Source organism: Neobacillus cucumis (genome assembly GCF_023715505.1).
Genome location: NZ_JAMBOH010000006.1, coordinates 72907 through 99398, shown reverse-complemented (window position 1 = coordinate 99398; position 26492 = coordinate 72907). Strand labels below are relative to the sequence as shown.

Here is a 26492-nt window from a genome sequence, read left to right as displayed (position 1 = left end):
TCAATATCGTATTGATACTATCTTATTATTCTTAAGGTGTCTAGTTTTGATTATGCTGAAGTTTTGAGGTAGAGTACGACCCAGACCGTATGATAAACAAGAACGGATAGATATAGGACACAGGTTGAAATGAGCAGCATTCGAATAGTTCCCTTAAAGGGCTTTAGATAAAATAAACCAAGAAGCAAGAGCGGTAGGAATATCTTGATCAAATAAAAATAGGACCAGCCCTTGTTAATGACTTCTTTCATCATTGGGTTTCCTTCTTCAATAAAACCGGATGAAATTCCGACATGTGTCAAGATAGCATCTAACAAACCAGCAGCGAGCAAAAAGATACAAGGTTTCATAGTTCCTCCTTTAGACTAACTGTTAAACACCATTCTTTCTAAATATATATATGCTAATACATTCTTTATTACGAACATACAGACGGAGTAAAAGGCTGCTGGTTAAAGCAACCTAAGCAATCATTTTAATTTACGTATTTCCCGCTTTCAGGTTTAGCCATTTCATTAAAATGCTCCACTAAGTATTGAAGGTTTGTTGAAAGTTCCTTCCCACTCATCGGGACCCCATGCCCCGTCACAGCCACTTGCGGTTTTAGTGCCTCCAATTTTTTAACAGACTCATAAGCCGCTTCCCAATCAGTCGTATAATACCTTGGCGGTCCGCTTATTTCCTGTGTTTGTGTCAAAACCTTATAAAGGGATTCCTGTTTTACAGTAACAAAGGCATCTCCTGCAATTAGGGTTGTGTCTTGTTCTCGGAATAAAGAAATATGACCCGGAGTATGTCCAGGGGTATGTATACATTTCCAGCCAGGCATATTAGGAACCGTTCCATCACTTGGAAGGGGCTGAACATGAGCACTAATATCAATCCCATGGTTTGGGAACATTGGAGACATCTTGGCTACTAGGCCGCTGTCCACATTCGGGTCCCCTGGCGGGTAATCCTCTTTTCCCGTTAAAAAAGGGAGCTCCTGTTCATGTGCATATACAGGAATATCCCAATCCTCTAATAGAGCTGCAATCGACCCGACATGATCAAAATGCCCGTGTGTCAGTATGATCGCCTTTGGTAAGGCATTTTCCCCAAATCGATTTTTAATCATATTCTTAATTTGCTCGGCCGACTTTGGCATCCCCGTGTCAATCAGCACAAATTCACTTGTCTCACTTGGATTTCCCACTAAAACAAGATTGACGATTTGATCGGTATAACAATAAACATCTTGCACTACAGCAACACCAATCCCGCTGCCAATGGAAGACATCGGCAGAAATGAATCTTCAAATTTACTATCCTGAGTCTGATCCAATGAAATACCCCCTTTTTGTATATTATTTAACCCAGAAAGTAAATTTATGACCGTCTCTACAAGACAAAAGATAAATACATTATAACAAACAAAATTGTTTTTAATAAAGAATAAATACTTTAGCAATCGTTACCTTTGTTCAGGAAAACTTATACAATTTCAAAGTTCCTTAAATTCGAAAGGTTTGTGAACAATGTCGCTAATTCGATTAAAACCCGTGCATTGATGATAAAATGAACATCAATATAACAATATATTGGAGTTGAATATGATGTTTAGCAGAATTGCACTTTTCGTCTCATTTTTGTTCTTTATATCTGGAACAAATGGGTTTGCTTATACACAATCAGAAAAATCTACTCCTAAATTCGATTCTGTCCAAGCAGATTCAATTTATAATAATTCAACATTAACTTTGGTGACAGTCTCAGATAAGAACACAAATATACAAGCTACCGACACAAAAGACACCAAGAATGAAACAGAAAATGCTGTTTTGCTTACGAAAAAAAACCAAACTGTTGAACCTTCTATTAAAGACTACGTTGTTCCTGCAGTTGTATGTCTTTTCCTCCTTATCGGTCTTAGCAGTTACTGGTTTGTTTTTAGGAGGAAGCATGTCTAGCAAAACCAAAAAAGCGTGTATCCACATGGTATACACGCCTTTTCATTATTATCTTTCCTCCACTTAATGAAAGGTCCTCCAAAATTCTCCGTTGACATCCATCCATTCCTTAAGTTCATTAAAAGGGATTGTAAAGGTAGGAAACCCAGCCGCAAAAGCAGCGATTTCATAAGGTTGAAAGAAGATATTTAAGCCTGCATCATTGATAAAATACGGCTGATCTGATTGAATACCATGGTATTCATTTGGAAAGATATATGAATTTTGATCATTACTTTTTATCTGATCCTCAATTAAATCACTAATTACCTTTACATAAGGGCTTCCTGTTATAAAAAGATCTTTTAACTGGTACAACCTGCCCGTTTTAAGGTTTATATGTGCATATTTCTTTATTGGCATGCCATGAGCCGCACAAAAGGGATAATCGTAGCCTGTTATTTCAATCACCAATAAATTTTTCTTGTAAAAAGTAATCTCATAATCACCTGTGTAATTGGATACCAATGGAGTGGAGGGTACTGGTTTTACCCCGGCCATATCTTCTAAGGTCTTATTAACTTGGGCTGAATGCTCCATCCCTTTAATCTCGGGATAATAAACGAGATAATCAAAATTCGGCTTATATTTATGTTCCACAACAGCATATTGGTTATTTAACGAAAAAGTGGATGCTTCTTTCCAAATCAACTCATTATTTTGACTAAAATACATCAAGCGCTGATCAATATCACCTTTTATTAGGGTCTGATCAAAACTAAGCCGCCCGCTGCCAGTTACTTGGGGCAAGTGGTCCATACGGTTCCCCTGTTTATCTATAAAGTAGGTATGCTGATCATCCGAGACAGATGCCAAACCGTCCTGAAAGATTCCCATTTCGTGAAAAATAAAGCCAGTAAAAATATGTCCTTCATCAGTTGCCAAGGCAAAAATCGATCTCATGCATGCCTGCTTCGGATCGATCTCTTTCCCAATGGCGAACCGTTGTTCTCCTAAATATAAAATTTGATTATAATTAGGTTTTATTACAAATTGTCCATTTTGATCAATGAGTCCATACTGTTCCTTATTATTTATTTCTAAACTGACAATGGCGCGTCCGTCTATAAATTGTCCTGCAGTTGTAAACCGCGGCTCAATGACTATGTTACCCTGAACATCGATATAGCCAAATGGACCATCATTACTTTTCTTAAAGGAGAGGAGACCATGACCAAAGTTTCCAACCCATACATAGGAGTAGGTATGCAATACTTTTCCTGTAAGATCTAATAGTTGATAATGACCTCCCTTAACTTTTACTACTGCCCTTCCCTCTGTAAATTCACTGGTTGATTCATAAATAACCGGAATAACCAGCTTGCCTCTTTTATTTAAATACCCATATAAATAATTTCCGTGTACATCTGTTTCTGCAGCTTCTACGCGCCCCTCCTTATATTCGGGACTAATGAAAGAGTATGCTTTTTCAGTTATCTCTTTACCGCTTTCATCAATAACCTTAAAGCCTTCATGGTCATTAACTACCGAACGTCCTTCTCGAAACGGCTGGATGGTATCATATTTTGGTTTAACGATTAGATAACCTTTTTCATTGATGACACCAGTTTTATTCATTAGGCCTACACTTGCTAAACCATTATCTTGAAAATCTCCCGCCTGGTCATAGATTGGAGGAAGAACAAATTTGCCTCTAGGATTGATAAATCCCCACTTATTTCCGCCAATCTCTTTAATCGAGGCAGGGAATAAATAAACGGCTCTTATTTCAAAAATTTCATTAAGTATTCTAACTGCCCTTTTCTCAACTACCTTAGAAACTGGAAAATAGGATAGATAGGCTCCATACGGATTCTTTAAAATAAATAAGTATCGCTGTTGATGATAATGATAGAGGCCAAAGACTTCATGGATTCCGTCTCCATCCAAATCACCCCATCTTAGAATGGCCTGTTCGTTTTGATATATGATTTCTGCCCCAGCTGGGAGGTAAGGTAAGACAAAATTTACCTCACGATTTAATTCAACCATGGTTTCTCACCCATTTTTTTAATATATATATGAATTTGATGGGCCATTTGTGTGATAGTGTTTTTTCAAATAAAATAGCCCACAACTGAAAGTGTACAATAAAAAACTTCCGAACTTTAATCGTCCACAACCGGGAAATTTAAAAAAACAGCCAAATTCTGGCTGTTTTTTTAATGACCAATATATCGTGCTTCCGGAATTAATTGTCTCCATTCAGCATATGTAATAGTCGTAGTCCAGTGACCAGTCATTTTCGCTACGCTTATGACCACGAAGAATAAAACAAAGAATGTAACCGGAACAAACCATTTATTGACTTTCTTCTTGGCAACGGTCATGTTTAACGTACCCTTAATCGGACATGCCTCTACACAAGACATGCAGGCTGAGCAATTTAGGGACGTAACTTTTTCCACTTGATGAACCTTTAATCGCTGCGGACATACCTTTGTACACATTTCACAGCTGGTACAAGTATCAACGTTTCTTTCAATTTTTGTTATTCTAAATATGGAACCCAGACCAATGAATGCACCATACGGGCATAAAAAACGGCACCAGAAGTTCCGAAAGAATATAGATAAAATAAAAATAACAATAATGAACTTCAAGGTAAATCCACTAATATTTAAGAATAAGAGCAGCATTTTCACATCTGAAACTTTATTGTAGTTATCGACGAGAAAACTTTTGGCACTAAAAATATCCATTTGGAGGACCATACCGATAAAAAGTAACAGCAGCACATACTTTATGGGGGTTAGCAGCCAGACAAGCCATTTTGGTAGTTCAAAGTTTCTTTTAAATATCTTTCTGCCAAGCCAGGCAATGAGTTCGTTTGCTGTACCCACTGGACAAATCCAGCTGCAAAAGGTTTTACGGAGAAGGATTCCTGCACTGACGAAAAACGAGAGCAAAACCAGACCAGCTGGATGAATTACATCAATATCCCCACTGATCAGCCAAACCTTTAGGGCAACCAGGGCACTGATTGGCAAAAATCCCTCAACAGCAGCTGGGCGCTCCACAAAAGGGGCTGTTCCATTTGTTACAAAATGCTCGTAAAATTGATAAAATTGCAGACCTATATAGAGCGAAAACAGCAAAAACACAGCCTGAATGGTGTATCTGGTGATTTGTACCGGCTTTCGTTTCAACTGTTTTCTATACCAAGCCTTTGACTTCATAAAGAGTTCCTCCATTCATTATCAACCTAACTATACTGAACGCAGGAAAGCTGGTAAGTGATATACATCATTGGCAGATTTTATTTCAAAAAAATGTCACATAAGCATTCTTAAATTTGTCAAAAAGTGATTTCATATCCGAATAACAGCAATGTAAACTTTGACCATTAGAAAACTTGCCGATTGGCGAGCCCCTAAGGGCGATGACAGAGGCGTAGTTGCACTTATGCCTGATTAGAAAGTTTTACTTTGGCTATCCGCTAAAAAATACCGGTGGATTCAATTGAATCCACCGGTATTTTTTATTGATCCGCCTTGAACACGATTTGATTTTGCCTTCTTGCTTCATCTGTAATTTTGAGGACAATTTTACTCCAGTCTTTTAATTGCTCATATTCTTCATGATTATTTGTTTCAATTATTTCCGCGATATTCATACATTCATAAACCATGTTTTGTTCTTCCTGGTTCACACTTAGGATTTTGCTTTCCTTTGTATGTGTATCATGGAACTTAATTTCCGAGATTGGGGCGGCATCTTCAAGGACAAACGTCCCCTTCTCCCCGTGAATTTCACAAGGAATCATCGAATCTACAATTTTAGAACAAAGAATGGTGCAAACAAATCCCTCATAATTCAATAATAATGTTCCACTGCCGTCGACACCACTTCGTAAAACAACAGGGTGGTAAGATACCTTCTTAGGCTCACCGAACAGACAAACAGCTAAATATAATGGGTAAACGCCTAGATCTACTAACGCCCCTCCAGAATAGAGGCTTGAGAAAATATTGGGTTCCTCTCCTTTTAAAAATAAATCATAACGAGAGGAGTACTTCATATAAGGAAGAATTGCACTTCTTAGATCACCTGCAAGGTGCAGTTTTTCCTTGAGGATTTTAAAATTTGGAGTATGTATATTTCGGATTGCTTCAAATAAATAGACTCCATTTTCTTCAGCGGTTTGGTAGGCTTTTTCTAATTCAGCCGTATTAGAGAATATCGGTTTTTCACAGATCACATGCTTTTTATTTTTCAAAAAGGTAAGTGTTTGTTCAAAATGAAGCGAATTTGGCGACGCAATATATACGGCCTGAATCTCTTCATTTTTTGCCATTTCTTCTAAATCGGTAAAATAATTTGATGCGTTATATTCATTAGCGAACTTTCTCGCATTTTCCTCATTACGAGAATACACCCCAACTAATTGGTATTGCTCACTAAGCTTTGCTGCTTGAATAAAAGATTCCGTAATCCATCCTGTCCCCACTGTAGCAAACTTAATCATTTTATTACCTCTTCCTATTAAATACTTTTAGGTTCCATTTTATCCTTTTTAAGTACCGCTTTCCAATATAAACAAGTAAATTTTCATATTCTATCTGTTTTGAACATGAATTGTTGGGAACAATGGAAAAATATCAGATTTTATGTTATATGTAATAGATATGAAGAAAAGTGCAGGGCTTCAACTTAGGGCCGGACTAGACACTGAAGAAATGAGGTTGTAAAGGTGGAAAATCAAACATCTAATTTCATAAAAGATATTATGATAAAAGATTTGGAATCAGGTAAACATCAAAAGATTGTGACAAGATTCCCACCAGAGCCTAACGGTTATTTACATATTGGGCATGCTAAATCAATTATTATCAATTTCGGTTTAGCAGATGAATTTAATGGAGAAACCAACTTACGTTTTGATGATACCAATCCGTTAAAGGAAGATATTGAGTATGTTAACTCCATTAAAGAAGATGTAAAATGGCTAGGGTTCGAGTGGGATAACTTATTCTTTGCTTCCGATTATTTTGAGGAAATGTATAACCGAGCTGTTTTATTAATTGAAAAAGGGCTTGCTTACGTTGATGACCTGTCAGCAGATGAAATCCGTGAATACCGCGGCACATTAACAGAGCCTGGAAAAAATAGTCCTTACCGCGACCGTTCTATCGAGGAAAACCTTGACCTGTTTAAACGGATGCGTGCCGGTGAATTCGATAATGGTCAAAAGGTACTCCGGGCAAAAATTGATATGAGTTCACCTAATATCAACTTACGTGACCCTGTTATTTACCGTATCTCTCATGCAACACACCATAATACCGGGGATAAATGGTGCATTTACCCAATGTATGCTTTTGCTCATCCGCTTGAGGATGCAATTGAGGGGGTAACCCATTCTATTTGTACCATTGAATTCGAGGACCAACGACCATTATATAATTGGGTTGTAGAACAATGTGAAATGAAAAGCACACCACAGCAAATTGAGTTCGGCCGTTTGAATGTGACCAACACCGTGATGAGTAAGCGGAAGCTTAAGCAGCTAGTTGAAGAGGGATTTGTTGATGGCTGGGATGACCCGCGCATGCCAACTATTTCGGGAATGAGAAGAAAAGGCTTTACGCCAGAATCCATTCGTGCCTTTGTTAAGGAAACAGGCGTGCACAAAGGGTCCGGTGCCGTCGATTCACAAATGCTTGAACACTATGTCCGGGAAGATTTAAAATTAAAGGTACCTCGGACAATGGGTGTCATTAACCCGTTAAAAGTGGTGATTACCAATTACCCAGAAGGACAAATCGAATTACTTGATGCGGAAATTAATCCAGAAAACCCTGATATGGGGATGAGGAAGATTCCTTTTTCTCGTGAAATTTATATTGAAAAAGATGATTTTATGGAGAATCCGCCAAAGAAATACTTCCGTCTTTTCCCTGGCAATGAGGTTCGTTTAAAACATGCCTATTTCATTAAATGTGAAGAGGTTGTCAAGGATGCAAATGGTGAAGTAATAGAACTTCGCTGTACCTATGATCCTGAGACTAAAAGCGGAACAGGCTTTACCGGGAGAAAAGTTAAAGGAACGATCCATTGGGTAGAAGCTACTCACTCAGTTCCGGCTGAATTCCGCTTATACGAGCCGCTTATTTTGGAGGATACAGAAGACAGCAATGAGGAAGAGAAAACTTCTTTCCTTGATCAAGTCAATCCAAATTCATTAGAAATCCTGCAAGGCTTTGTCGAACCAAACATGAGAGAAAGCCGGCCGCAGGATAAATTCCAATTCTTCCGCCACGGCTATTTCAACGTTGACCCTAAAGAAACGACCGTTGATAAGCTTGTCTTTAACCGAATTGTTTCATTAAAAAGTTCGTTTAAAATATAACAAAAAGAACCCATGTTTTTATTAACGGTTCAGTTTTGAAGTAAAAAATGCTCAGAGCTAAAAACTCTGAGCATTTTTTTATATATTCGGCTTAATTCACAAAAGTTCCCTGACTTTAGTGAATTTTGCAAACATGGCCGTTCCACATTTCTGTTTTGTACATAGACTCTTAAGTAAATGGAAAATAGGATAAGTTAAGAGGGGTTAAGTATCATGATTAACGTTTTATTTGTATGCCTGGGGAATATTTGTCGTTCACCAATGGCTGAAGCCTTGTTTCGAAACTTAGTCAAAAAAGAAAGTTTGACAAACAAAATCGCAGTTGATTCCGCTGCAACCAGTTCATGGCAAATCGGCTTTCCCCCGCACGGAGGAACTCTTGATATTCTAAAGAAATACAATATACCTTCTGAGGGGCTTATTGGACGCAAACTAAAGAAAGAAGACTTTAGGAGATTCGACTATATTATCGGGATGGACGAAAGCAACTTAAAAAATATTTACAGGATAACAAGCAAAACTAATCATCCAAAGATCATTAGGCTGCTCGACCTGACAAAATACAGGAAAGATGTCCCCGATCCATTTTTTACAGGTGATTTTGATGAAACTTATCGTCTTGTTTCAGCCGGGTGCCGCGCATTACTCTATAAAATACGCAGAGAACAAAAGTTATAAAAATGCAATTATCAATGATTGTTGGTTCTAAAGTAGTTTGAAAATTCCATGAGAGGAAACTAAACAGAACCAGGCAGCTTACGGAAGCCCTGGTTCATTTTTATTGAATATTGGTATATCTAAAATCACTTTTGTTCCTTTTCCCGGTGACGCAAAAATAGACAAATCACCGCCGACAGAGCGTGCCCGTTCATCCATACTGAATAGACCAACTCCAAGGGTCTGTTTCTCTATATCAAACCCTTTTCCCTTATCCTCCACCATGACCCGGACAACATCATCCATTTCTCTTATCGTGACTGCTGCTTCTGGTACTTCCGCATATTTGCGTATATTGGTTAATGCTTCTTGAATAATACGATAAATGGTCAATTCAATATTAATGGAAAGACGCTGATTTAACACACATTCAAAATAGACATCGATATTGTAATGGTCAGAATATCGGGATAAGAAAGAACGGATCGCCGGGACTAAACCAAGGTCATCCAGTACAGATGGACGCAGTTCCCAAGAAATTTCCCGTATCTCTTCAATTAATTGTGCCGCTTCCTCCTGCATCTGATGCAACAGTGGATGATCAACCTCAGCCATTAAGCGATTAATCGTAATTAAATGACTATAAAGATTTTGGCCAATTCCATCATGTAAATTACGTGACAAACGTTTTCGTTCTTCTTCCTGAACCTCAATAATCGAGCTCATCATTTTTTGAAGTTCTTGTTCAACACGCTTTCTTTCTGTAATCTCATATCGAATCGCTACATATTGATAGGGCTTATTTTTTTCATTTAAAAACGGAACGATCGTTGTATCCACCCAGTAATAAATACCATCTTTAGCTTTGTTTAAAATTTCACCCTTCCAAACCTCACCTGCTCCGATTGTTTTCCACATCTCTTTGAAGAATTCTTTTGAATGATACCTTGAATTAACTATCCGATGATCATTACCGATGAGCTCTTCACGTGAGTATTTCGAGATATGGCAAAATTGATCATTCACATATGTAATGGTACCTCGCGAATCGGTAATCGCGACAATGGAAGATTCATCAAGGGCGAATTTATAATCCATCAGTTCATTTCTCGTCTGCTGAATATCCATCTCTATCTATCCCCCAGGTTTAAAGTCCAATATAATCCTTTAATATCGCTTCCAAAGCCTGACCTGATTCTTTTACCACTTCTTGATCATTATCGTAAAACGGACGAGATTCACGGTTTCCAACCAATAATACACCTTTTGGGACCCCATTAAAAAATAAAGGAACCGCATAGGATGTGTTCAGCTTTTCGGCAAGAGCAATCGGATAATCCGTTACCTTTCCAGCTGCTTGATGAGGAAAATTTACCAACATCATCGGGGTTCCAGTTGAGATAATTTTCCCGGCTATACCTTTCCCAAAACGGACGGTTATTCGTTTATATTTATCGTTTAAATTGCCAACTGCATAATGCCACCTAACGTCAGGACCCACTCTATTTTGAATGGCGAGACCAACAAAGTCACAAGAAATTTGTCCCTTTAATCGATTACATACTTCAATAACCTTTTGCAATTCCTTTATTTCCGTCATCTAAGGGCTCCCCTTATATCCCATAGCCTAGGAGCCCTTTTTTCACGGCATACTCAACTAGCTCAGGCCGGGTTTTCATCTGAAGCTTCTCCATCACTTTTCCTTTATGGGTCTCAACCGTTTTAACACTAATGACGAGCTTCTCTGCAATTTCTTTGTTTGAGTAACCTTTCGCTATAAGGGTAAGTACTTCTTGTTCGCGGTCAGATAAAGGATGATACATATCATTACTATCCTGCTTTGCCCCTGCCAAGTATTCTTCCATTAAACGTTTCTGTGCGGCAGGATGGAGATAGGCATCCCCTTTGGCCACCGATTCAATCGCAGACATTAACTCAGCATGAGGCGCACTTTTTAATATGCAGCCAGATGCCCCGCCTTCAATGGCACGGAAGAGGTACTCCTCGTCGTCATGCATTGTTAAAATTAAAATACTTACCTCAGGCATAAGTTTTTTTAATTCTGTTGTGGCTGATAAGCCATCTTTTCCATGCGGCATGCTTAAATCCATAACAACAACATCAGGTTTTAATTTTAAAGCCTTTTTGATCCCTTCATTTCCTTCCGATGCTTCTCCGACTACTTCCAGTTCAGGATTGGTATTCAACAACATCTTTAAACCGCTTCTGACTACTGCATGATCATCAACTAACAGAATTTTTATCAATGATTAAATCTCCTTTTCTTCTATAAAGGCAATGATAGTTCAAGTAATGTCCCTTCTCCTATTGTAGAAGATATCGCACATGTGCCGCCAGCGAGATGCATTCTTTCTGTCATTATAGCAAGTCCTGATGAATGATGTGAGCCGTTATGTTCTTCGAGTTGAAATCCCTTACCAAAATCATGAATGGTAATCTTTAATTCTTTTTCCGTCCAAAGAAAAGACATTTTTACTTTCGATGTATCAGCATATTTTGCAATATTAGCCAGCGCTTCTTGGCAAACACGGAAAACGGCAATATTGGTGCGTTCAGGCAGACTGAACTCTTCACCAGTTGATTTTAAATCCACCAAGATTCCAAACGTAGATGTATATAACTTCAGATAGCTTTTCATTGCCGGAAGTAAGCCAAATGTGCTCAGGGTAGGAGGATGCAATTCTACAGATAATAATCTTATCTCCTGGATTGTTTTTTCAATGAGCTGCGACATTTCACGCACATGACTTTTCATATTCTGCTCGGTTATCCCGGATTCCACAAACTGCAAGCCTGTTAAAATACTATATAAATTTTGGCCAACACCTTCATGCAGCTCTAAGGCAATCCGCTTAATTTCCTCTTCCTGTGAGTCAATAATATAAGAATTAATCTTTTGCTTTGTCTGTATTACATCCATTAAAGTTCCCCCCTTTTAGCCCCATTTACTTGAAAATATGAAAAAAGTCAGGTTCTTATTAAAGGACCTGAACCTTTTTTAATGTATAGGTTAATCCGCTGTCTGCGTCAAACGCTGCCCACACTTCGTCTGACTGATTGATTTTGCTTGTGAGCGGGACAGCAAGAAAATAAAAATGATCAAAATAAAAACGAATATGCGTTTTATCCGGACAATACTGAACCTTTTTAATCGTTTTTCTTACTGCAGCTGCTTGGTCGCCGCCTTGTTCATCCTGGATGATAATCTCGACTAGGGCACCAATAAAATGTTCTACATCTTCCAAATTAATGGGTTGCACAGCTATTACATCCTTTCAATACCGGATAGATGAACATTTTGTAGCCCTGCAAATACTCCCAAAACGCCTCGCAAGCATGGTCTTCGATAAATTGAATCGTCTCTTCTTCTGACTGCCAATTGCTCATCCCTTTGATTTCTGCCACAACCATTTCAATACCTTCGCTTATTTTTTCTTCTAAAAACCAATTTAACCGCTTTTTCGCAAAGGTCTGTTTCAATAGCTCATCAATCTCCGCTGCAAAACCGCCTGATGCTGGCCTTACAAAACAAAAATCAATATAGGTCTCACTAGTCATTGACATTCACACCTTTTTTATAAATAAGAAAGGCAACTGGAAATAAAATCACGTTGATGACGGCAGCAATAATGGTGTTCGTATAATTTTGGTAGAAATACTGATGTACCATATATTGTGTAATAATTATGTTTAACATGAGTACAGCTAAAAGGAGGCCAACGGGTACGTAACTACGCCTCATAACGTTTCACCCCCACGGCATACACCGCACCGTTTTCTACTTTTACATAGACTTCTGGAAGCGGACGTCTCGGCGGCCCGGCAATTGGTTCTCCCGTTTTCACATCAAATTTTCCGTGGTGGCATGGGCATAACATCTCACCCTCGTCTTTTTTCCAAAACACTGGGCAGCGTAAATGGGTACATGCATTTTGATAAGCCACATATTTATTTTCAGACAACCTGATTAAAATAGCGCTGTCGTGTTCACCGGGAAAGGCAAAATCAACGGCATCCCCCACTGGAATTGCACTTACATCAGTTATTTTTTGCTTTGGATACTTCTTATCACTAAGCCCAGTTAATTCTTTTGCCGCTAATGCTCCCCAGGGAAGAGAGGAAACCGCGAATACCCCTGCAGCCCCCACCAATGTTTTCATGAAACCGCGGCGGTCCAGTTTGCGCTCATTATTTCGATTAATATTGTGTGTGTAGTTATCTTCATTGAACGGGATTTTATTATTTTTCTCTGTCATCATACTTAATCCCTCCTAAAACAATTTAGTGACGCCCTGAAGGATCCCAGGAAGATTCACTTTAACATTTGTTTCGCCTTCTAAGTAAGGCATGCTTGTTACCCACTTGCCATTATCAAGGTTAAACTGCTTTTGCTTTGCTTCAATTTCCTCGTCTGTGAGCCATTGTAATGTATTTGACGGGCAAACGCTCGCACACATTGGTGGAATTCCATCCTTTGACCGGTCGATACACAAGTCACACTTATACATTAAATTCTGCTCTGTGTCGAACTTTGGTATTCCGTAAGGGCAAGCAATTGTACAGTTTTGACAGCCGATACACTTTTCTACTAGAGCCGATAAAACAGCTCCAGTTTCGTGAATTTGAATGGCTTGTGCTGGACAACTTCTCGCACATGCTGGATTCACACAGTGAAGACACATGAGAGGCATGGTTTGACGGTTGACGAGAGGATTTACGTCGTAAACATAGTTACGGTTCCGCACTTCGTGACCGCCGCATTGCGTGCAGGCAGCCAAACAAGAACGGCATCCTATACAGTTTTCAAGTTCTAAATATAATCGCTTTTTCATTACTGAACCGCCCTTCTTGTAAGTTTTTGTATCTGCGCTGCACAAGCTTTGAATTCCGGCATCCTAGAAATTGGATCAAGTGCTCCAATTGTTAAAAGATTAATTGATTGTTCATGTCCCCAGTGATATGGAACAAACACTGTATCTTTACGAATTGCTTCTGTGATTTTTACTTTATATTCTGCCTCTCCTCTTCTTGTAAAAAGGCGGACTCTTTCTTCGTGCTCGATATTGTATTTTTGTGCCGTCTCAGGATGTAGTTCTACAAAAGGTTCCGGACACATATCCCGCAAGAATTGAATTCTTCTAGTTTGATTACCTGATAGATAGTGAAAAACAACACGGCCAGATGTTAAACGAAGCGGGAATTCTTGATCCGGCTCTTCTGCTGGCGGCCGGTAAGGTAACGCAAAGATTTTTGCCTTTCCATCTGGGTGATAGAATTTCTTATCTAAGAATAAATGCGGTGTACCAGGGTCATTTTCATCCTTACATGGCCAGAATACCCCATCTTGTTTCTCAATCTTTTCCCATGTTACCCCGTAATAATCGGCTGTCCCGCCTTTAGAAGCCACTCGAAGTTCATCAAAGATATCCCTAGCAGATTTTAAGTGTGAAAAATACTTCCCACGGCCCATACGCTCAGCAATTTCAATTTGGATCTGCCAATCCGGTTTTGATTCACCAAGTGGTTTTTGGGCTTGGTTAATCTTAATAATGCGGCCTTCTACATTGGTTGTTGTCCCCTCGTCTTCCGCCCAGGTTGTTGTCGGAAGAACCACATCTGCAAATTCAGCAGACTCCGAAAGATAAAAGTCTACACATACCATGAAATCTAAGTTTTTCATTTGTTCACGAACATAATTTAAATTTGGTGCAGATACTGCGGGATTTGAACATAAAAGGTATAAGGCACGAATTGTCTTTTGTTCCATTAGGCCAAATAGTTCGTATGCTGAAACACCCTCTTTCGGCATTTCTTCCGGTTGGATTCCCCAAACTTTCGAGATATATTCAACATGTTCGGGATAAGCAAGTTTTCGATAGCCTGGTAGAGCATCCGCCTTTTGACCATGCTCACGACCGCCTTGACCATTTCCTTGTCCAGTAATTGTAGCAACCCCAGACTTAGGACGACCGATTTTCCCTGTAACAAGAGCCATATTCGTATAGGCAGAAACATTATCTACCCCTTTGATTTGCTGCTCAATTCCTCTTGCAAACATTACGATTGCATTGGGTGCTTTTCCGTAGATTTCAGCTGCACGAATAATTTTCTCAGGAGCGACACCTGTTAGTTGACTTGTATATTCGGGCGTAAATTCTTTTACTAGTTCTTTAGTTTCTTCAAAACCATTTGTATGATTATTGACAAATTCCTTATCCACATGACCATTTTGAATTAGCAAGTTTAGAATTCCAATAGCAAGCGCTAAGTCTGTTCCAGGTCTTAAATCAAGATGAAGATCGGCTCTTCTTGCGATTGGCGTTTCCCTTGGGTCTGCAACAATTACATAGCCGCCTCTTTCCTGAACTGCCCATATACGGAACATGGAAGTCGGATGACATTCTGCTGTATTGCTTCCTGCAAGGAAGATACAGTCTGTTTCATGAACATCTGTCCAAGGAATTGTGGATCCACGATCAATACCAAGTGAACGATTTAAACCGCCTGCGGCACTAGCCATACAAAATCTCCCGTTATAATCAATATAACGTGTTTGCAGCCCTACCCGCGCAAACTTACCAGTTAGGTAACATTTTTCATTTGTCATAGAAACACCGCTATATACTGACACGGTATCTTTTCCGTATTCTGCTTGAAGTTCGGTGAATTTTTTTACAATAAGGTCATAAGCCTCTTCCCAGCTGGCTTCACGAAAGCCAGCTTGCGTACCTTTTAAGGATTTGTCATCACGGATTAATGGTTTTAAGATCCGATCTGGATTGTTTACCTGCTGGTAAGCTGTAACACCTTTAGGACACATCTTCCCAAGCGTAACTGGCCAATCATATCGAGGCTCAACCCCGATAATTTTATTTGTTTTTGTATTTACTCTTAAGTTCATCCCGCATTGCATCGCACAGTAGCTGCAGTGTGTTTTGACTAATGTTTCATTTGGATGATTTAGATTTTTAATATCTTTAAAGAATTTATCTCTTTCGTTCCTAAAATTATCCCTTTGCATTCTGGTTAGCCTCCTTAACCTTCACTTGGTGCGTTGCGAATCCCGAAAATCTTGCAATTCGATATTTACGACGGCATGGTAAGCACAATTCCGCTAAATTAAAGCCGTCCGCCATATTAAATTCCATTTCATTTACTCCCAAGACCTGATTTACATCGTTTGATTGTTCCACTGATACGAAGTGATCTCCACACACTTTACATTTTTTCATTTCTTGTTCTCCGTAATGTTCACGGTAGTTTCTTGCAAATACACTCATTGGACGGAATGGTATATGTGCTAATTTCCCGAATGGAAGGTAAATTAAAGTGACGATCACAGAAAATTGGTGAATCAGCGACATTTGTGGCTGCATCCATCCATGTAAAAGAACATTTTGGACAGTTAATAAAAGTCCTGTAACAGAAATAAACAACAAAAGATAAAGCGGTAAGAAGTCGTACATGAATTTTTGTTCTGCTCTAGCCTGCATATTTTTCAAGCGGCGGTGCAGCGCCATACATACGCCTGTAGTAACCATGATCGCTGCAATATTTAGGGCATTATAGGACATCCAAGCAATGGCTCCATCTGCTTTTACATGCATGATGTTCATTCCGAATAATACGATTGTGTAGTACCCATTGTCTTCCATCGTGAAGTACATCCAGCTGAATACCAGTGGGAAAGTAACTAAACATGCTAGCACACAGCCCCAGCCGATCAAAATATGCTGAACCCATCGGTAAATTCCCCGATTGCGAATGAAATCGTAAATAGCTAAGTGATTTACAGCTGTCTTTGGTGTGCTCTTCCTAAGTAACAGTTTTAAGCCTTTTTTGATAATAATTTTGGTTGGCGGTCTTTCACCCCATGCTATAAAGCGATAGAAGAACCCACCGATAAAGACGAAGGTTCCGACCATGTATCCGTATAGGTTTAAGTCGATATGTGTAAACATTCTTGTTCCGATTAATGTTAAAATGACAAGTCCGATGATGGTTAAAAACATGGATTTAGCAAAGTGGGAAGCAAAGGCATCATTAACCGAACGTCCCGCTTTTTTTGTCGCTGCTACAGTGGTTGATTGCATTTTTTGATCCTCCTCAAAAAAAATAACACATCCGTTTTTCTTATTCTTATTGTAAGAAAAACGGATGTGTTATCTATATCAGGGAAATCCCCTATTATGCGGGGGAAAAACCCCTAATAAAGTTATTTTAGACAAATTCTTGTCACATTATCTTTTTAAGTATTTTTTTCGCCATGAGTAGAGAAGTAGTGCTAGTCCAATTAGTATTTGTAATGAAAATAGGGTAGCGTCCCAGAATGAATAGGAGCCGAACCCTTTTGCAAACCCAGGTAGGACTTTTTTCCAGGCAAACAGTAATTGCGGGATATAAAAGATAATGTATATGCTTACTGTTAATACAACACCCAATAAATAAAATATGGAATATGTGAAGACAGTCTTCTTCTCACCTGTAAAAACCACTTCTTCATGAACATGTGTTTTTTTTATCGGAAGCCATCTTCTAATCAATCGTTGAGCGTTCTCCATTATGTTATGGCAACCAGAGAGGTTTTCAAATACATAATAAAGATCGGTTTTCATATAAATACAGCATTGGTAAACAATGCGGAGAAATGTATTTAATACAACTACAGACATTAATCTCAGGAAAATTCCTGATCCACTTACAAAAATGAGCTGACTAATTAAAGCAAAAAATAGGATAACCATATCAAAACATAAGCCAGCAATATATATTACATTACGTTCTTTAGAAGGCAGCTTCCAAACTGTGGAGATATCCGACTCAAGTACTAATAAGAACAGTCGATGTCCTACATTTAGTTTAGTCGAAAGGTTTTGTGCCCGCATTGCCAATATATGACCGAATTCATGGATTAACACCGTGCAAAAAGTTAGAACAAGAAAAGCTATAATATTAAAAACCATATAATTAGAAATAAATAAATCCTGGTAATGAGGAAAAAGATTTGGGTGGGAAACTAGTAGAAACGCATTTAAAATGGACAATATAACATAAAAAAACAGTGCTACCTTATTAAAAAAGAACTTTCCCACCTTAGGTGAAATCCACAAAAATCGTAAATGTTCTTTATTATTTTCCTTTTGTTTAGGAACAATCTCTTTTCCATCCATTATCGCAATCAGCTGGAGACTTAAAAGCTGTTCAACAAAATCAAGTAGGTCTACTTCTTCTTCCGGAAACTTTTCCTCTAGATGCTGCTTGGTCTCCCCTAATGAATGGCCACTGTTTAATAAGTCAATTGCATCAATACAAATCTTTGGCATTTCATAAAACTCACCGGAATTCATATCTTCAACAATAAAGTGTTTTTTTTCTTCTCTAATATTGATAGGAACTAATGTAAGGTATGAAAAAAGGGTAATATCCATTTAATCCCCCACCACTCTTGTATTCCAACAAAGAAGGATGCAAGCCGTTTGCTAGCACCCCTCCTTTATTGTTTATGCTCCTCCTCCAAACCAACATATCCAACATAAACTAGTTACTTTAATTTTTTTTAATTTCCGAACCTTCAAGGATATCACCTCCTTAAATTAGAGATAACTAAATTAGAGATATCTTTTTCACTAATCTCATTTGCAGATTTCTCATGGATTTCCTTCCATGTTGGATAAACCTGTTTAAATAAATCAACTAATTTTGGATCAAATTGGGTGCCCATCCCCTCTAATATCCGTTTGTAAGCTTCATCAACTGACAAGGCATTTCGATAAGATCTATTCGAGGTCATCGCATCAAAGGCGTCTGCTATTGCAGCAACCCGTGCCAAAAATGGAATTTTCTCACCTTTTAACTGATCAGGGTAACCATTTCCATCCCATCGTTCATGATGAGAGCGAATAACTTCAATACTACTATTTAAACCTACCACTTTTGAAACAGCATCTGCACCTACATTTGTGTGGGATTTAATTATTTCATACTCCTGATTAGTTAGCCTAGACGGTTTCATTAATATTTGATCTGGGATGTGAATCTTTCCAATATCATGAAGTAAACAAGCAAATTCAAAATCCTTTAGTTCTTTTTCTTTATATTTTTGAGTAGCTTTAGCTAGCTCTAGTGCATACCCTGCGACACGTTCACTATGTCCTCTTGTATATGGATCCTTAAGTTCAAGTGTTGCAATTACTCCTTTAACAAGACCAGTTAATTGTTCATCATAAGATGATTTTATTGCATTCACATAAGATTGAAATCTTGATAATAAAATAAATGAAAAAATGGAAAGTGTGACTGCTAATATAAGGCCTATCACTAAGTTTGGAGGACTAATAAGTATTCCAATTATAATATATTTCAATATAATTCCACTTGAAACTACAATAACAAAGGGTTTACTAACGAAAATTGCTGAGAGCAACAACCAGAAAATTTCTACGGCACTACCCCCAGGATATTTTTCAGGATGGCCACCGTAAGTAACTACATCATTTATTAAGGTAATAAAAGTATAAGTTAGAAAGTAAATGTATTTAATATAATATGATTTTTGTTTTTTAATTGCATAGCGTGCCACTGGCAGTAATAAAAACATTAATAAATATATCCAATATATAAGATTATAAGGCGTATTTTTAATATGAAGCCCATTTTTCGATATGAAAGAATAAATAATATCAAAAGCAATCGATATTATATAAAATAAAACTAAAAACCACTTTAGAGTGCGGGTCTCTTCATTTCTAATATTTGGATCAATTATATGTTTTTTCATTTTAAAACCTCTCATAAAGGATCATACAATATTCCCCTTTTAGGTAGTAAGTAGTATTTTTAAGTACAAACAACTAATTTTGCGACACTTTCCTACATTATAAAACATTTATTTTAATAAAAGTACAATAAATCCAATGGATTTATGTATAAAATAGAAAAATTTTATAATAAAATGTTGAAATTGCTCCTTTATTCGGATTTATTGGAATATTTAGTCAAACTTTAGCTTTTATGAATAATTGGTAATATCACATTCACTTTTGTTCCCTCTTTTAGGACACTTTCGATCTTAATTTCTCCTTGATGATCATTAATAATTTGGTTGGTAACCATTAAGCCCAACCCTGTTCCATCCTTTTTGGTAGTAAAAAAAGGTTCACCAAGATTCAGAATATTCTCATTCGCAATACCCACACCTTCATCCTTAATTGATATTAATAATTTATGATGTTTTTCAATAACTTTTACTTGGATTTGAATCCTACCGCCTTCAGGCATCGATTCAATTGCATTTTTTATTAGATTAATAAAAACTTGTTTTAGTTGTTTTTCTTCACAATCAAGCGGGGGCAATGGGCCAGCAATAATTGTTTCGACAGTTACACCCTGTCTTTCAGCCTGCTGCTGGGTAATCGATAGGGTATAGGCAATAATTTCCTCAATGCTTGCCTTTTCAAATTTAATTTTTTTTGGTTTCCCTATATACATAAGATCATCAACAATTGAGTTTATGCGGTCAATTTCTTCAATCATAATTGGAAAATAGTTATTAGTATTCGGATAGTTTTCCTGCTGGAACTGAGTAAATCCTTTTAATGCTGCCAGAGGGTTCCGAATTTCATGACCAATAGCTGCTGCCATTTGACCAATCACCGCGAGTTTCTCCTTTTTCTTTAGTTCCTCGTAAACATCAGTTAACGAATGAATGTAAGAATAAAATCTTACCAAAACAGTTAGAGCAATTCCTGATAAAATTAAGTAAAGTAATATGGGAAAAACAACATTAATATCCTGCAGGATTAGACCCATTAATATATATTTCCCAATGATTCCTACAGCAGTAAACCAAAAGTATTTCTTATTTACAAATATAGGGGCAAATAGAATACAGAGGACCTCTACTATATTCCCAGTTGCAAAATGATGATTTGTTCCAATATACCTAATTAAGTTATCTATAATATCAATCATTAGGAAGGCAGTTAAATATTGATATTTAATTAAGAAAATCTTCCCTTTTTTTAATTGATAAACAGCCAAAAAAAGGGGCAACAACATTAAAAAATATAAAGATAGTCCTAAACCACCTCTTGAAACTTCAACACTGCCACCAATGTATAACCTAATATAGTAGTAATACACATCCCAAACATAAAAAAGCAGGTTAAATAAACATAAAAAAAGGATTACCGCTTTTTTTTCTTCAGCATATAATCTAAGATTATTGCTACCTTTTTTCATATAGCTAACTCCTTAATATTTAAATAATAAGATCAAACTAGTTCTCTACTCCTATTCTACCATCTTTCACGAATCCAAATGACAATATTTTTGCTTTCTCGATGATCTTCGACAATATTCGATGAAAAATTACAACAAAAAAGAACTTGCCCCAAAGCAAGTTCTTTTTCCAATTGACTAGCTGGCTTTCTCTATTCGTCCAGCGTTATCATTTAGTGTTGAATGTCTACGTCCGTATCCGAAGTAAACAAATAATCCAATTACTAACCAAACAGTGAAACTGATCCATGATAAAGCTGGAAGCTGAAACGCTAAATATCCACAGAATAAGAAAGCAAGTATCGGAATATATGGTACAAATGGTACAAGGAACCCAGTTTTTGGAGCCTGCTTGTTTTTACGCAAATACAATATCCCAATTGAAACTGTCATAAAGGCAAATAAAGTACCGATATTTACCAACTCCGCAAGTCTTCCTAACGGAACTAATCCTGCGAAGATTGATACTAAAATACATGTGATCCAAGAATTTATCATTGGTGTTTGCTTCTTTTTATCTACCTTAGAAAATACCTTTGGCAGTAATCCATCACGACTGATTGCATAGAATAAACGTGTTTGTCCATAAACCATAACTAATAATACTGTAGTGATACCGGCAATTGCTCCTAGAGAGATGAAACCTGCTACCCAATCCTGGTGAATATAGTTAAGAGCAAAAGCCACGGGATTTTTAACTCCTAGCTGTTGATAAGGAACAATCCCAGTTAAAATGGCAGATACCACGATATATAAAACCGTACAAACTAATAGAGAGGCAATAATACCAATCGGCATATTTTTTTGTGGATTTTTCACTTCTTCTGCCGCTGTAGAAACAGCGTCAAAACCAATGTAAGCAAAGAAGACAGTAGCTGCTCCAGTTGTCACACCAGAGAATCCAAACGGCATAAACGGAGTCCAATTACCTGGTTTTACATACCATACTCCAACAGCGATAAATAATACTACAACTGCAAGCTTAATAATAACCATAATAGAATTTAATCGAGCTGATTTTTTTACACCTTGTGTTAGTAGCATTGTGATAATGAAAACAATTAAGATCGCTGGAACATCAATATAAGTTCCATTTGCAGGATTATAAGCACTGGTAATTGCTTTAGGAAAGTGAATTCCGAAGCCTGCTAACAATCCTTGAAAATAGCCGGACCAACCGCTCGCTACAGCAGATGAGGCAAGCCCATATTCGAGAATTAGATCCCAGCCCAATATCCAAGCTATGATTTCACCAAAGGTCGCATAGCTGTAGGTATAGGCACTACCGGACACCGGGACCGTTGAGGCAAATTCTGCATAACATAGTGCTGCAAATACACAGGCTAATCCTGATAAGATAAAGGATAGTATTATTGCGGGACCCGCATGCTCAGCAGCTACTACTCCTGTAAGAACAAATATGCCTGTACCGATAATAGCCCCTATGCCGAGCATTGATAAATCAAATGCTCCTAACTCCTTTTTTAATGTTATATCCTTTTGACCAACGTCTTGTATAAGCTGTTGGATTGACTTCTTTCTAAATAAATCCATTATATAACCCCCTGGGTTTTATTTCTAAAATTTCTGAAAAGTAATTAAAACTTATATTTGAAATAATATAATCATTTTTCAGAAAAAGCAATATTTTTTCAAAAAATAAACTATTTCAAAATAGTTCCAATTCAAAAAATCCCAATCAAATTAATTAATATAGCTTATTTTTCACTAAAACCGATAGTTTTACTTTTTTATTTCATTATCTCAAGAAAGTAATTATTGTATTTTTAAAAAACAAAAAAAAAAAAAAACGGTTAACTCTTACCAGTTAAGCATATCAAGTGGGCTTGGTAACTTATTAAATAAAAACAAAAAACAATTACGCCGCCAGCACCCCTTGACATGGTGGATGAAACAGTGTATTATTAATTTTTGTGCCCCAAAAATAAAGAGTAACTTGTAATAGATAAGATTAATGCAATGTAAGAATTTTTTTCTGGCATTCTGCTTATGTTTTAAGATAAAAACTTATTCACACTGGATCGGCTTCGGAGCCGTTAGGATGTAAGAGAGGTAGGGCTTACGTCGTTTAGGTATAAAACCATCAGGTGGAAGAATAACCGCGGCAAACTTGTTTTTATTAAACAATTACAATAAATGGAATTTTTACCTTGCAATAGCTGATAATAATGACAACACCCATTAACAAGTTACACTAGATTCTAACTAAATGAATCTTCTTTAAAAGAAGGCAGAGGGGATATTCCCTCTGCCTTCGCCCAATTTCACCTATAGAAAAATGTCCTGTACTCAAAATACAGGACATTTTTTAACCTTTTATAACGATTGCTTGCTTGCCCATTTGCTCCCAAGCCTTAATGAAACTTTCACGGTTTAATTTTTTATTTTTTCCACCATATGGATCATTAATATAAATATAATTTTCATCATATCCAGTTATAGCAACACTATGTTCGCTAAAGGTGATTTTAATTTTACCTTGGGGTGTATCCCATGTTTGAAAAACAGAGATTGGAGCGAAGCTCGACGTGGTAATTATCCAGACAGGACGCCCCTGTCCCACCTCTTTTAAAATATCAGTAAATGGTTTATCCGTTAAATTTACTGCTCGATCGCCGACATATTTCTTTGTTAGTTCAAAAACAGGCCCATTATATACTCCAAGCCCAGGTCCATGTGCCATATCTCCAACAAACCCAACATTAGGATTTCCTTTTTGGCCATTACTATAGGTTAACGGGACTGTTTTAATATTATTAGCTAACTCATTTTTCGTTACCTTTACACCAGAATAATTAAGAATCATCGCAAGGCTTGTTACCTCACAGCCGTTGTAAAGAAGCGGTTGATCCATTTGCATAATTAAAGGCACATCCAGTTTAATGCTATCTGGTAAGCTGGGAGCTACCTTCGCCTGAAGAACTACTTCTCTTGTTTTTAAGGGAGCAGCCTCCAATGTCTTTGCAGATGCTTGCCGCTCAGACATGACCGCAAAAATCGTTTTGGCCCCCAAAATGGAAATTGAGAGAATCACTATGACAATCAGAAATTTTTTCATAAGCAGATAAACCATTCCTTGTTAGATTCTTTGCTGATCATGTAAAAATTAGTAAGATACTATTATATTACATTATCAAAGTATACTTATTGTTTAAAGGTAAAACTTTACCAAATTTAATCATAATTGCTTTTTCTTAATTTTTCCTTAAAAAAAGGGATGCATGGGGACGGTTCTTCTGACGCAGAAGAACCGTCCCCATGCTTCCTAATGTTTAATTTTTTTAACAATCTGATTAATAACCTCTGAAAAAACTAATCCAAAGGCAATTGTACCTGCCAGCATGAGCACTCTCGCTGAGAGGGCAATTGCATTGTTATAGTTATTTTCCACAATATTTCTCATCGCATCATACGCCAAACCGCCAGGGACTAATGGAATAATGCCGGCAACACTAAAAATAATCACCGGCATCTTATAGATCTTCGCCATTTCTTGGCTGAGGACTGCAATAAAAATTGTTGCAGCCAATGTCGCTACTATTGGATCATGGTTATAACCTTCGAGAAGAAAATAAATTAACCATCCGCCCATCCCGATTATGCCGCATTTTATTAAGGATTCTTTTGGGGCATTAAAGAGTATCCCAAATGCTGCTGTAGCCAGGAAACTGGTAATAGCCTGCGAAAGAATGTCCATTCTCGTTCACCACCACGCTATAAAAATGATAATACAAACGCAATTCCGGCCCCAATCGCAAACGCCGTCAGAAAGGCTTCAGCCCCTTTTGACAGACCTGAAACCAAATGGCCGGCCATTAAGTCACGGATGGCATTGGTCACTAAAAGCCCCGGAACTAATGTCATGACTGAGCCAATGATAATCGTATCTAATTTATGCCCCAAGCCGATCCTAACAAATAATAATGATAGTAACCCAATTACAAATGAAGCTAAAAACTCCGAAAAGAACTTAATCGGAACAAAGCGATGAAAAGCAATAAAGCTTACATATCCTGCTCCACCAGATATCATTGCAGGAATAAAATCATTCCAGCCGCCGTTAAACATGATCATAAAACAACCACTGGCTATTGAAGCTGCTGCTACTTGGTATCGCATGGGGAAAGTAACATTAAGGTCTTCAATATCCTTTAATTTGTTCAAAGCTTCGTTCAAGTCCAATTCCCCGCTGCTAATACTCCGAGAAATACTATTCACCATCGCTACCTTTTTCAAATCAGTTGACCGTTCAGATATTCGGATAAGTTTAGTTTTAGTGGGTTCCGATCCTTCTGCTGAGAAAATGATTCCTGTTGGAGTGACATAACTATGTGATTTTTCAATCCCAAAGGAAGCAGCGATCCGCATCATGGTATCTTCCACGCGATAGGTTTCTCCGCCGCTTTGAAGCATAATCTTCCCTGCAAGCAAACAAACCTCCATGATTTCATATGTCTGTTCAACCATTTTGTCCATCTAATACTCACCACGTGTTTCAACATTTAATATTTAGTTTAAATCAAAAGAAGTGTTTGAAGCAATCACGCCAAATATAACAAGCAGCCTTATCACTAGGAAGGCTGCCTGTTCGTATTATTGTTTCCAGATTTTTATAAACACTAGATTCAAGATTACCACTACCCCATAAAGGGAAGCAAGTGTTGTTTTTTCAGTCACAAGCAAGGCAAGAAAGGGCAATCCAAAAACGATAAGTTCTAAGAAAAGAAAGGGAAATCCCCTTAATCCAAACTGTGCTTTAGGTGCTCCAAACATCCCCCAGATTACTGCGAGCAACAGCGGTGCTCCAATACCAATCACTACCTTTAAAATGGTACCATGTTGTGTTTTAAATCCCCAGTAACCTAGAATTATTAAAGCCAAAATCTCAAGCAAAAAGCGGACTCCTAGATTCAATTGTTTGATGACTTCCATATTCTCCATCCACACCCTTTTTTACTTAAATATTCTGTCAATTGCTTTATTAAAATAGGTTCAGCCCTTTGTTCTTCCCAAAATGCAAGCGCCGCTTGTGCGGCAATAAAATCCAAAAATAATATGGAAATTTTAGGTGAATTATTCCTTCCATCGCACATATAAATTTCATTTTGAACAAAAAATGAAGATAGTTAATCTTTAGAAGTATTTCGACTGCTTATTTAATTCAATTTTAAAGT

The 26492-nt window shown here is 37.5% G+C and carries 27 protein-coding genes; 3 read left to right on the top strand and 24 right to left on the bottom strand.

Annotation, left to right across the window (positions count from 1 at the left end):
- Positions 1 to 50: 50 nt before the first annotated feature.
- On the bottom strand, positions 51 to 350 hold the full coding sequence (locus M3226_RS11205; RefSeq protein ID WP_251565312.1) for a DUF5658 family protein: 300 nt from the start codon (positions 348 to 350) through the stop codon (positions 51 to 53).
- Between the two features lie 125 nt (positions 351 to 475).
- Positions 476 to 1324: an MBL fold metallo-hydrolase gene (locus M3226_RS11200; protein WP_374110582.1), complete on the bottom strand. Its 849-nt coding sequence runs from the start codon at positions 1322 to 1324 to the stop codon at positions 476 to 478.
- Positions 1325 to 1592: 268 nt separating this feature from the next.
- On the opposite strand from M3226_RS11200, the gene M3226_RS11195 reads away from it, so the two are divergent.
- Positions 1593 to 1949 carry a hypothetical protein gene (locus M3226_RS11195; protein WP_251565310.1) on the top strand — a complete coding sequence of 119 codons (357 nt, stop codon included), beginning with the start codon at positions 1593 to 1595 and terminating at the stop codon, positions 1947 to 1949.
- Positions 1950 to 2012: 63 nt separating this feature from the next.
- Here M3226_RS11195 and M3226_RS11190 read toward each other — a convergent pair whose 3' ends face one another.
- The 3 genes from M3226_RS11190 to M3226_RS11180 form a co-directional block, all read right to left on the bottom strand.
- Positions 2013 to 3980: a WG repeat-containing protein gene (locus M3226_RS11190; protein ID WP_251565308.1), complete on the bottom strand. Its 1968-nt coding sequence runs from the start codon at positions 3978 to 3980 to the stop codon at positions 2013 to 2015.
- Between the two features lie 170 nt (positions 3981 to 4150).
- Positions 4151 to 5167 (bottom strand): 4Fe-4S binding protein, encoded by a 1017-nt coding sequence (locus M3226_RS11185; RefSeq protein WP_251565306.1) that lies wholly within the window; start codon positions 5165 to 5167, stop codon positions 4151 to 4153.
- 302 nt (positions 5168 to 5469) lie between these two features.
- The gene (locus M3226_RS11180; protein ID WP_251565605.1) at positions 5470 to 6453 is read right to left on the bottom strand and encodes a Gfo/Idh/MocA family protein; all 984 of its coding nucleotides are present in this window, start codon (positions 6451 to 6453) and stop codon (positions 5470 to 5472) included.
- Between the two features lie 228 nt (positions 6454 to 6681).
- On the opposite strand from M3226_RS11180, the gene M3226_RS11175 reads away from it, so the two are divergent.
- Together M3226_RS11175 and M3226_RS11170 are read left to right on the top strand one after the other, a co-directional pair.
- The gene (locus M3226_RS11175; RefSeq protein ID WP_251565305.1) at positions 6682 to 8340 is read left to right on the top strand and encodes a glutamine--tRNA ligase/YqeY domain fusion protein; all 1659 of its coding nucleotides are present in this window, start codon (positions 6682 to 6684) and stop codon (positions 8338 to 8340) included.
- Positions 8341 to 8553: 213 nt separating this feature from the next.
- Positions 8554 to 9018, top strand: coding sequence for a low molecular weight protein-tyrosine-phosphatase (locus tag M3226_RS11170; protein WP_251565303.1), 465 nt, complete (start codon positions 8554 to 8556; stop codon positions 9016 to 9018).
- 78 nt (positions 9019 to 9096) lie between these two features.
- On the opposite strand, the gene M3226_RS11165 is transcribed toward M3226_RS11170, so the two are convergent.
- The 19 genes from M3226_RS11165 to M3226_RS11075 all read right to left on the bottom strand — a co-directional run bounded on the left by M3226_RS11165 (position 9097) and on the right by M3226_RS11075 (position 26259).
- Positions 9097 to 10125: a PAS domain-containing sensor histidine kinase gene (locus tag M3226_RS11165; protein ID WP_251565301.1), complete on the bottom strand. Its 1029-nt coding sequence runs from the start codon at positions 10123 to 10125 to the stop codon at positions 9097 to 9099.
- A gap of 19 nt (positions 10126 to 10144) precedes the next feature.
- On the bottom strand, positions 10145 to 10597 hold the full coding sequence (locus tag M3226_RS11160; protein WP_251565299.1) for a GAF domain-containing protein: 453 nt from the start codon (positions 10595 to 10597) through the stop codon (positions 10145 to 10147).
- A 13-nt stretch (positions 10598 to 10610) separates the two neighbouring features.
- Positions 10611 to 11264: a response regulator gene (locus M3226_RS11155; RefSeq protein WP_285857808.1), complete on the bottom strand. Its 654-nt coding sequence runs from the start codon at positions 11262 to 11264 to the stop codon at positions 10611 to 10613.
- A gap of 20 nt (positions 11265 to 11284) precedes the next feature.
- Complete coding sequence (locus M3226_RS11150; RefSeq protein ID WP_251565297.1) at positions 11285 to 11938, bottom strand: sensor histidine kinase; 654 nt, start codon at positions 11936 to 11938, stop codon at positions 11285 to 11287.
- A 58-nt stretch (positions 11939 to 11996) separates the two neighbouring features.
- Positions 11997 to 12278: a hypothetical protein gene (locus M3226_RS11145; protein WP_251565295.1), complete on the bottom strand. Its 282-nt coding sequence runs from the start codon at positions 12276 to 12278 to the stop codon at positions 11997 to 11999.
- On the bottom strand, positions 12265 to 12576 hold the full coding sequence (locus M3226_RS11140; RefSeq protein ID WP_251565293.1) for a hypothetical protein: 312 nt from the start codon (positions 12574 to 12576) through the stop codon (positions 12265 to 12267). The genes M3226_RS11145 and M3226_RS11140 overlap by 14 nt, the downstream gene beginning before the upstream one ends.
- Entirely contained in the window at positions 12569 to 12760 is a 192-nt protein-coding gene (locus M3226_RS11135; RefSeq protein WP_251565291.1) for a hypothetical protein, read from the bottom strand. The genes M3226_RS11140 and M3226_RS11135 overlap by 8 nt, the downstream gene beginning before the upstream one ends.
- Entirely contained in the window at positions 12750 to 13274 is a 525-nt protein-coding gene (locus tag M3226_RS11130; protein ID WP_251565601.1) for a QcrA and Rieske domain-containing protein, read from the bottom strand. The genes M3226_RS11135 and M3226_RS11130 overlap by 11 nt, the downstream gene beginning before the upstream one ends.
- A 15-nt stretch (positions 13275 to 13289) precedes the next feature.
- Positions 13290 to 13850, bottom strand: coding sequence for a 4Fe-4S dicluster domain-containing protein (locus M3226_RS11125; RefSeq protein WP_251565289.1), 561 nt, complete (start codon positions 13848 to 13850; stop codon positions 13290 to 13292).
- Positions 13850 to 16039, bottom strand: coding sequence for a molybdopterin oxidoreductase family protein (locus M3226_RS11120; RefSeq protein WP_251565287.1), 2190 nt, complete (start codon positions 16037 to 16039; stop codon positions 13850 to 13852). The genes M3226_RS11125 and M3226_RS11120 overlap by 1 nt, the downstream gene beginning before the upstream one ends.
- Positions 16026 to 17111 (bottom strand): hypothetical protein, encoded by a 1086-nt coding sequence (locus tag M3226_RS11115; protein WP_251565285.1) that lies wholly within the window; start codon positions 17109 to 17111, stop codon positions 16026 to 16028. Before M3226_RS11115 ends, M3226_RS11120 begins: the two co-directional genes overlap by 14 nt.
- Before the next feature lie 147 nt (positions 17112 to 17258).
- The gene (locus M3226_RS11110; RefSeq protein ID WP_251565283.1) at positions 17259 to 18446 is read right to left on the bottom strand and encodes a hypothetical protein; all 1188 of its coding nucleotides are present in this window, start codon (positions 18444 to 18446) and stop codon (positions 17259 to 17261) included.
- A 152-nt stretch (positions 18447 to 18598) separates the two neighbouring features.
- Positions 18599 to 19795 (bottom strand): HD-GYP domain-containing protein, encoded by a 1197-nt coding sequence (locus tag M3226_RS11105; protein WP_251565281.1) that lies wholly within the window; start codon positions 19793 to 19795, stop codon positions 18599 to 18601.
- 224 nt (positions 19796 to 20019) lie between these two features.
- Positions 20020 to 21258, bottom strand: a complete 1239-nt coding sequence (locus M3226_RS11100) for an ATP-binding protein (protein WP_251565279.1) — start codon at positions 21256 to 21258, stop codon at positions 20020 to 20022.
- 177 nt (positions 21259 to 21435) lie between these two features.
- The gene (locus tag M3226_RS11095; protein WP_251565277.1) at positions 21436 to 22851 is read right to left on the bottom strand and encodes an amino acid permease; all 1416 of its coding nucleotides are present in this window, start codon (positions 22849 to 22851) and stop codon (positions 21436 to 21438) included.
- A 775-nt stretch (positions 22852 to 23626) separates the two neighbouring features.
- Complete coding sequence (locus tag M3226_RS11090; protein WP_251565275.1) at positions 23627 to 24376, bottom strand: C39 family peptidase; 750 nt, start codon at positions 24374 to 24376, stop codon at positions 23627 to 23629.
- A 207-nt stretch (positions 24377 to 24583) separates the two neighbouring features.
- The gene (locus M3226_RS11085) at positions 24584 to 25015 is read right to left on the bottom strand and encodes a threonine/serine exporter family protein (RefSeq protein WP_251565273.1); all 432 of its coding nucleotides are present in this window, start codon (positions 25013 to 25015) and stop codon (positions 24584 to 24586) included.
- 17 nt (positions 25016 to 25032) lie between these two features.
- Positions 25033 to 25794, bottom strand: coding sequence for a threonine/serine exporter family protein (locus M3226_RS11080; RefSeq protein WP_251565271.1), 762 nt, complete (start codon positions 25792 to 25794; stop codon positions 25033 to 25035).
- A 117-nt stretch (positions 25795 to 25911) separates the two neighbouring features.
- Positions 25912 to 26259, bottom strand: coding sequence for a YrdB family protein (locus tag M3226_RS11075; protein WP_251565269.1), 348 nt, complete (start codon positions 26257 to 26259; stop codon positions 25912 to 25914).
- Between the last annotated feature and the right edge of the window lie 233 nt (positions 26260 to 26492).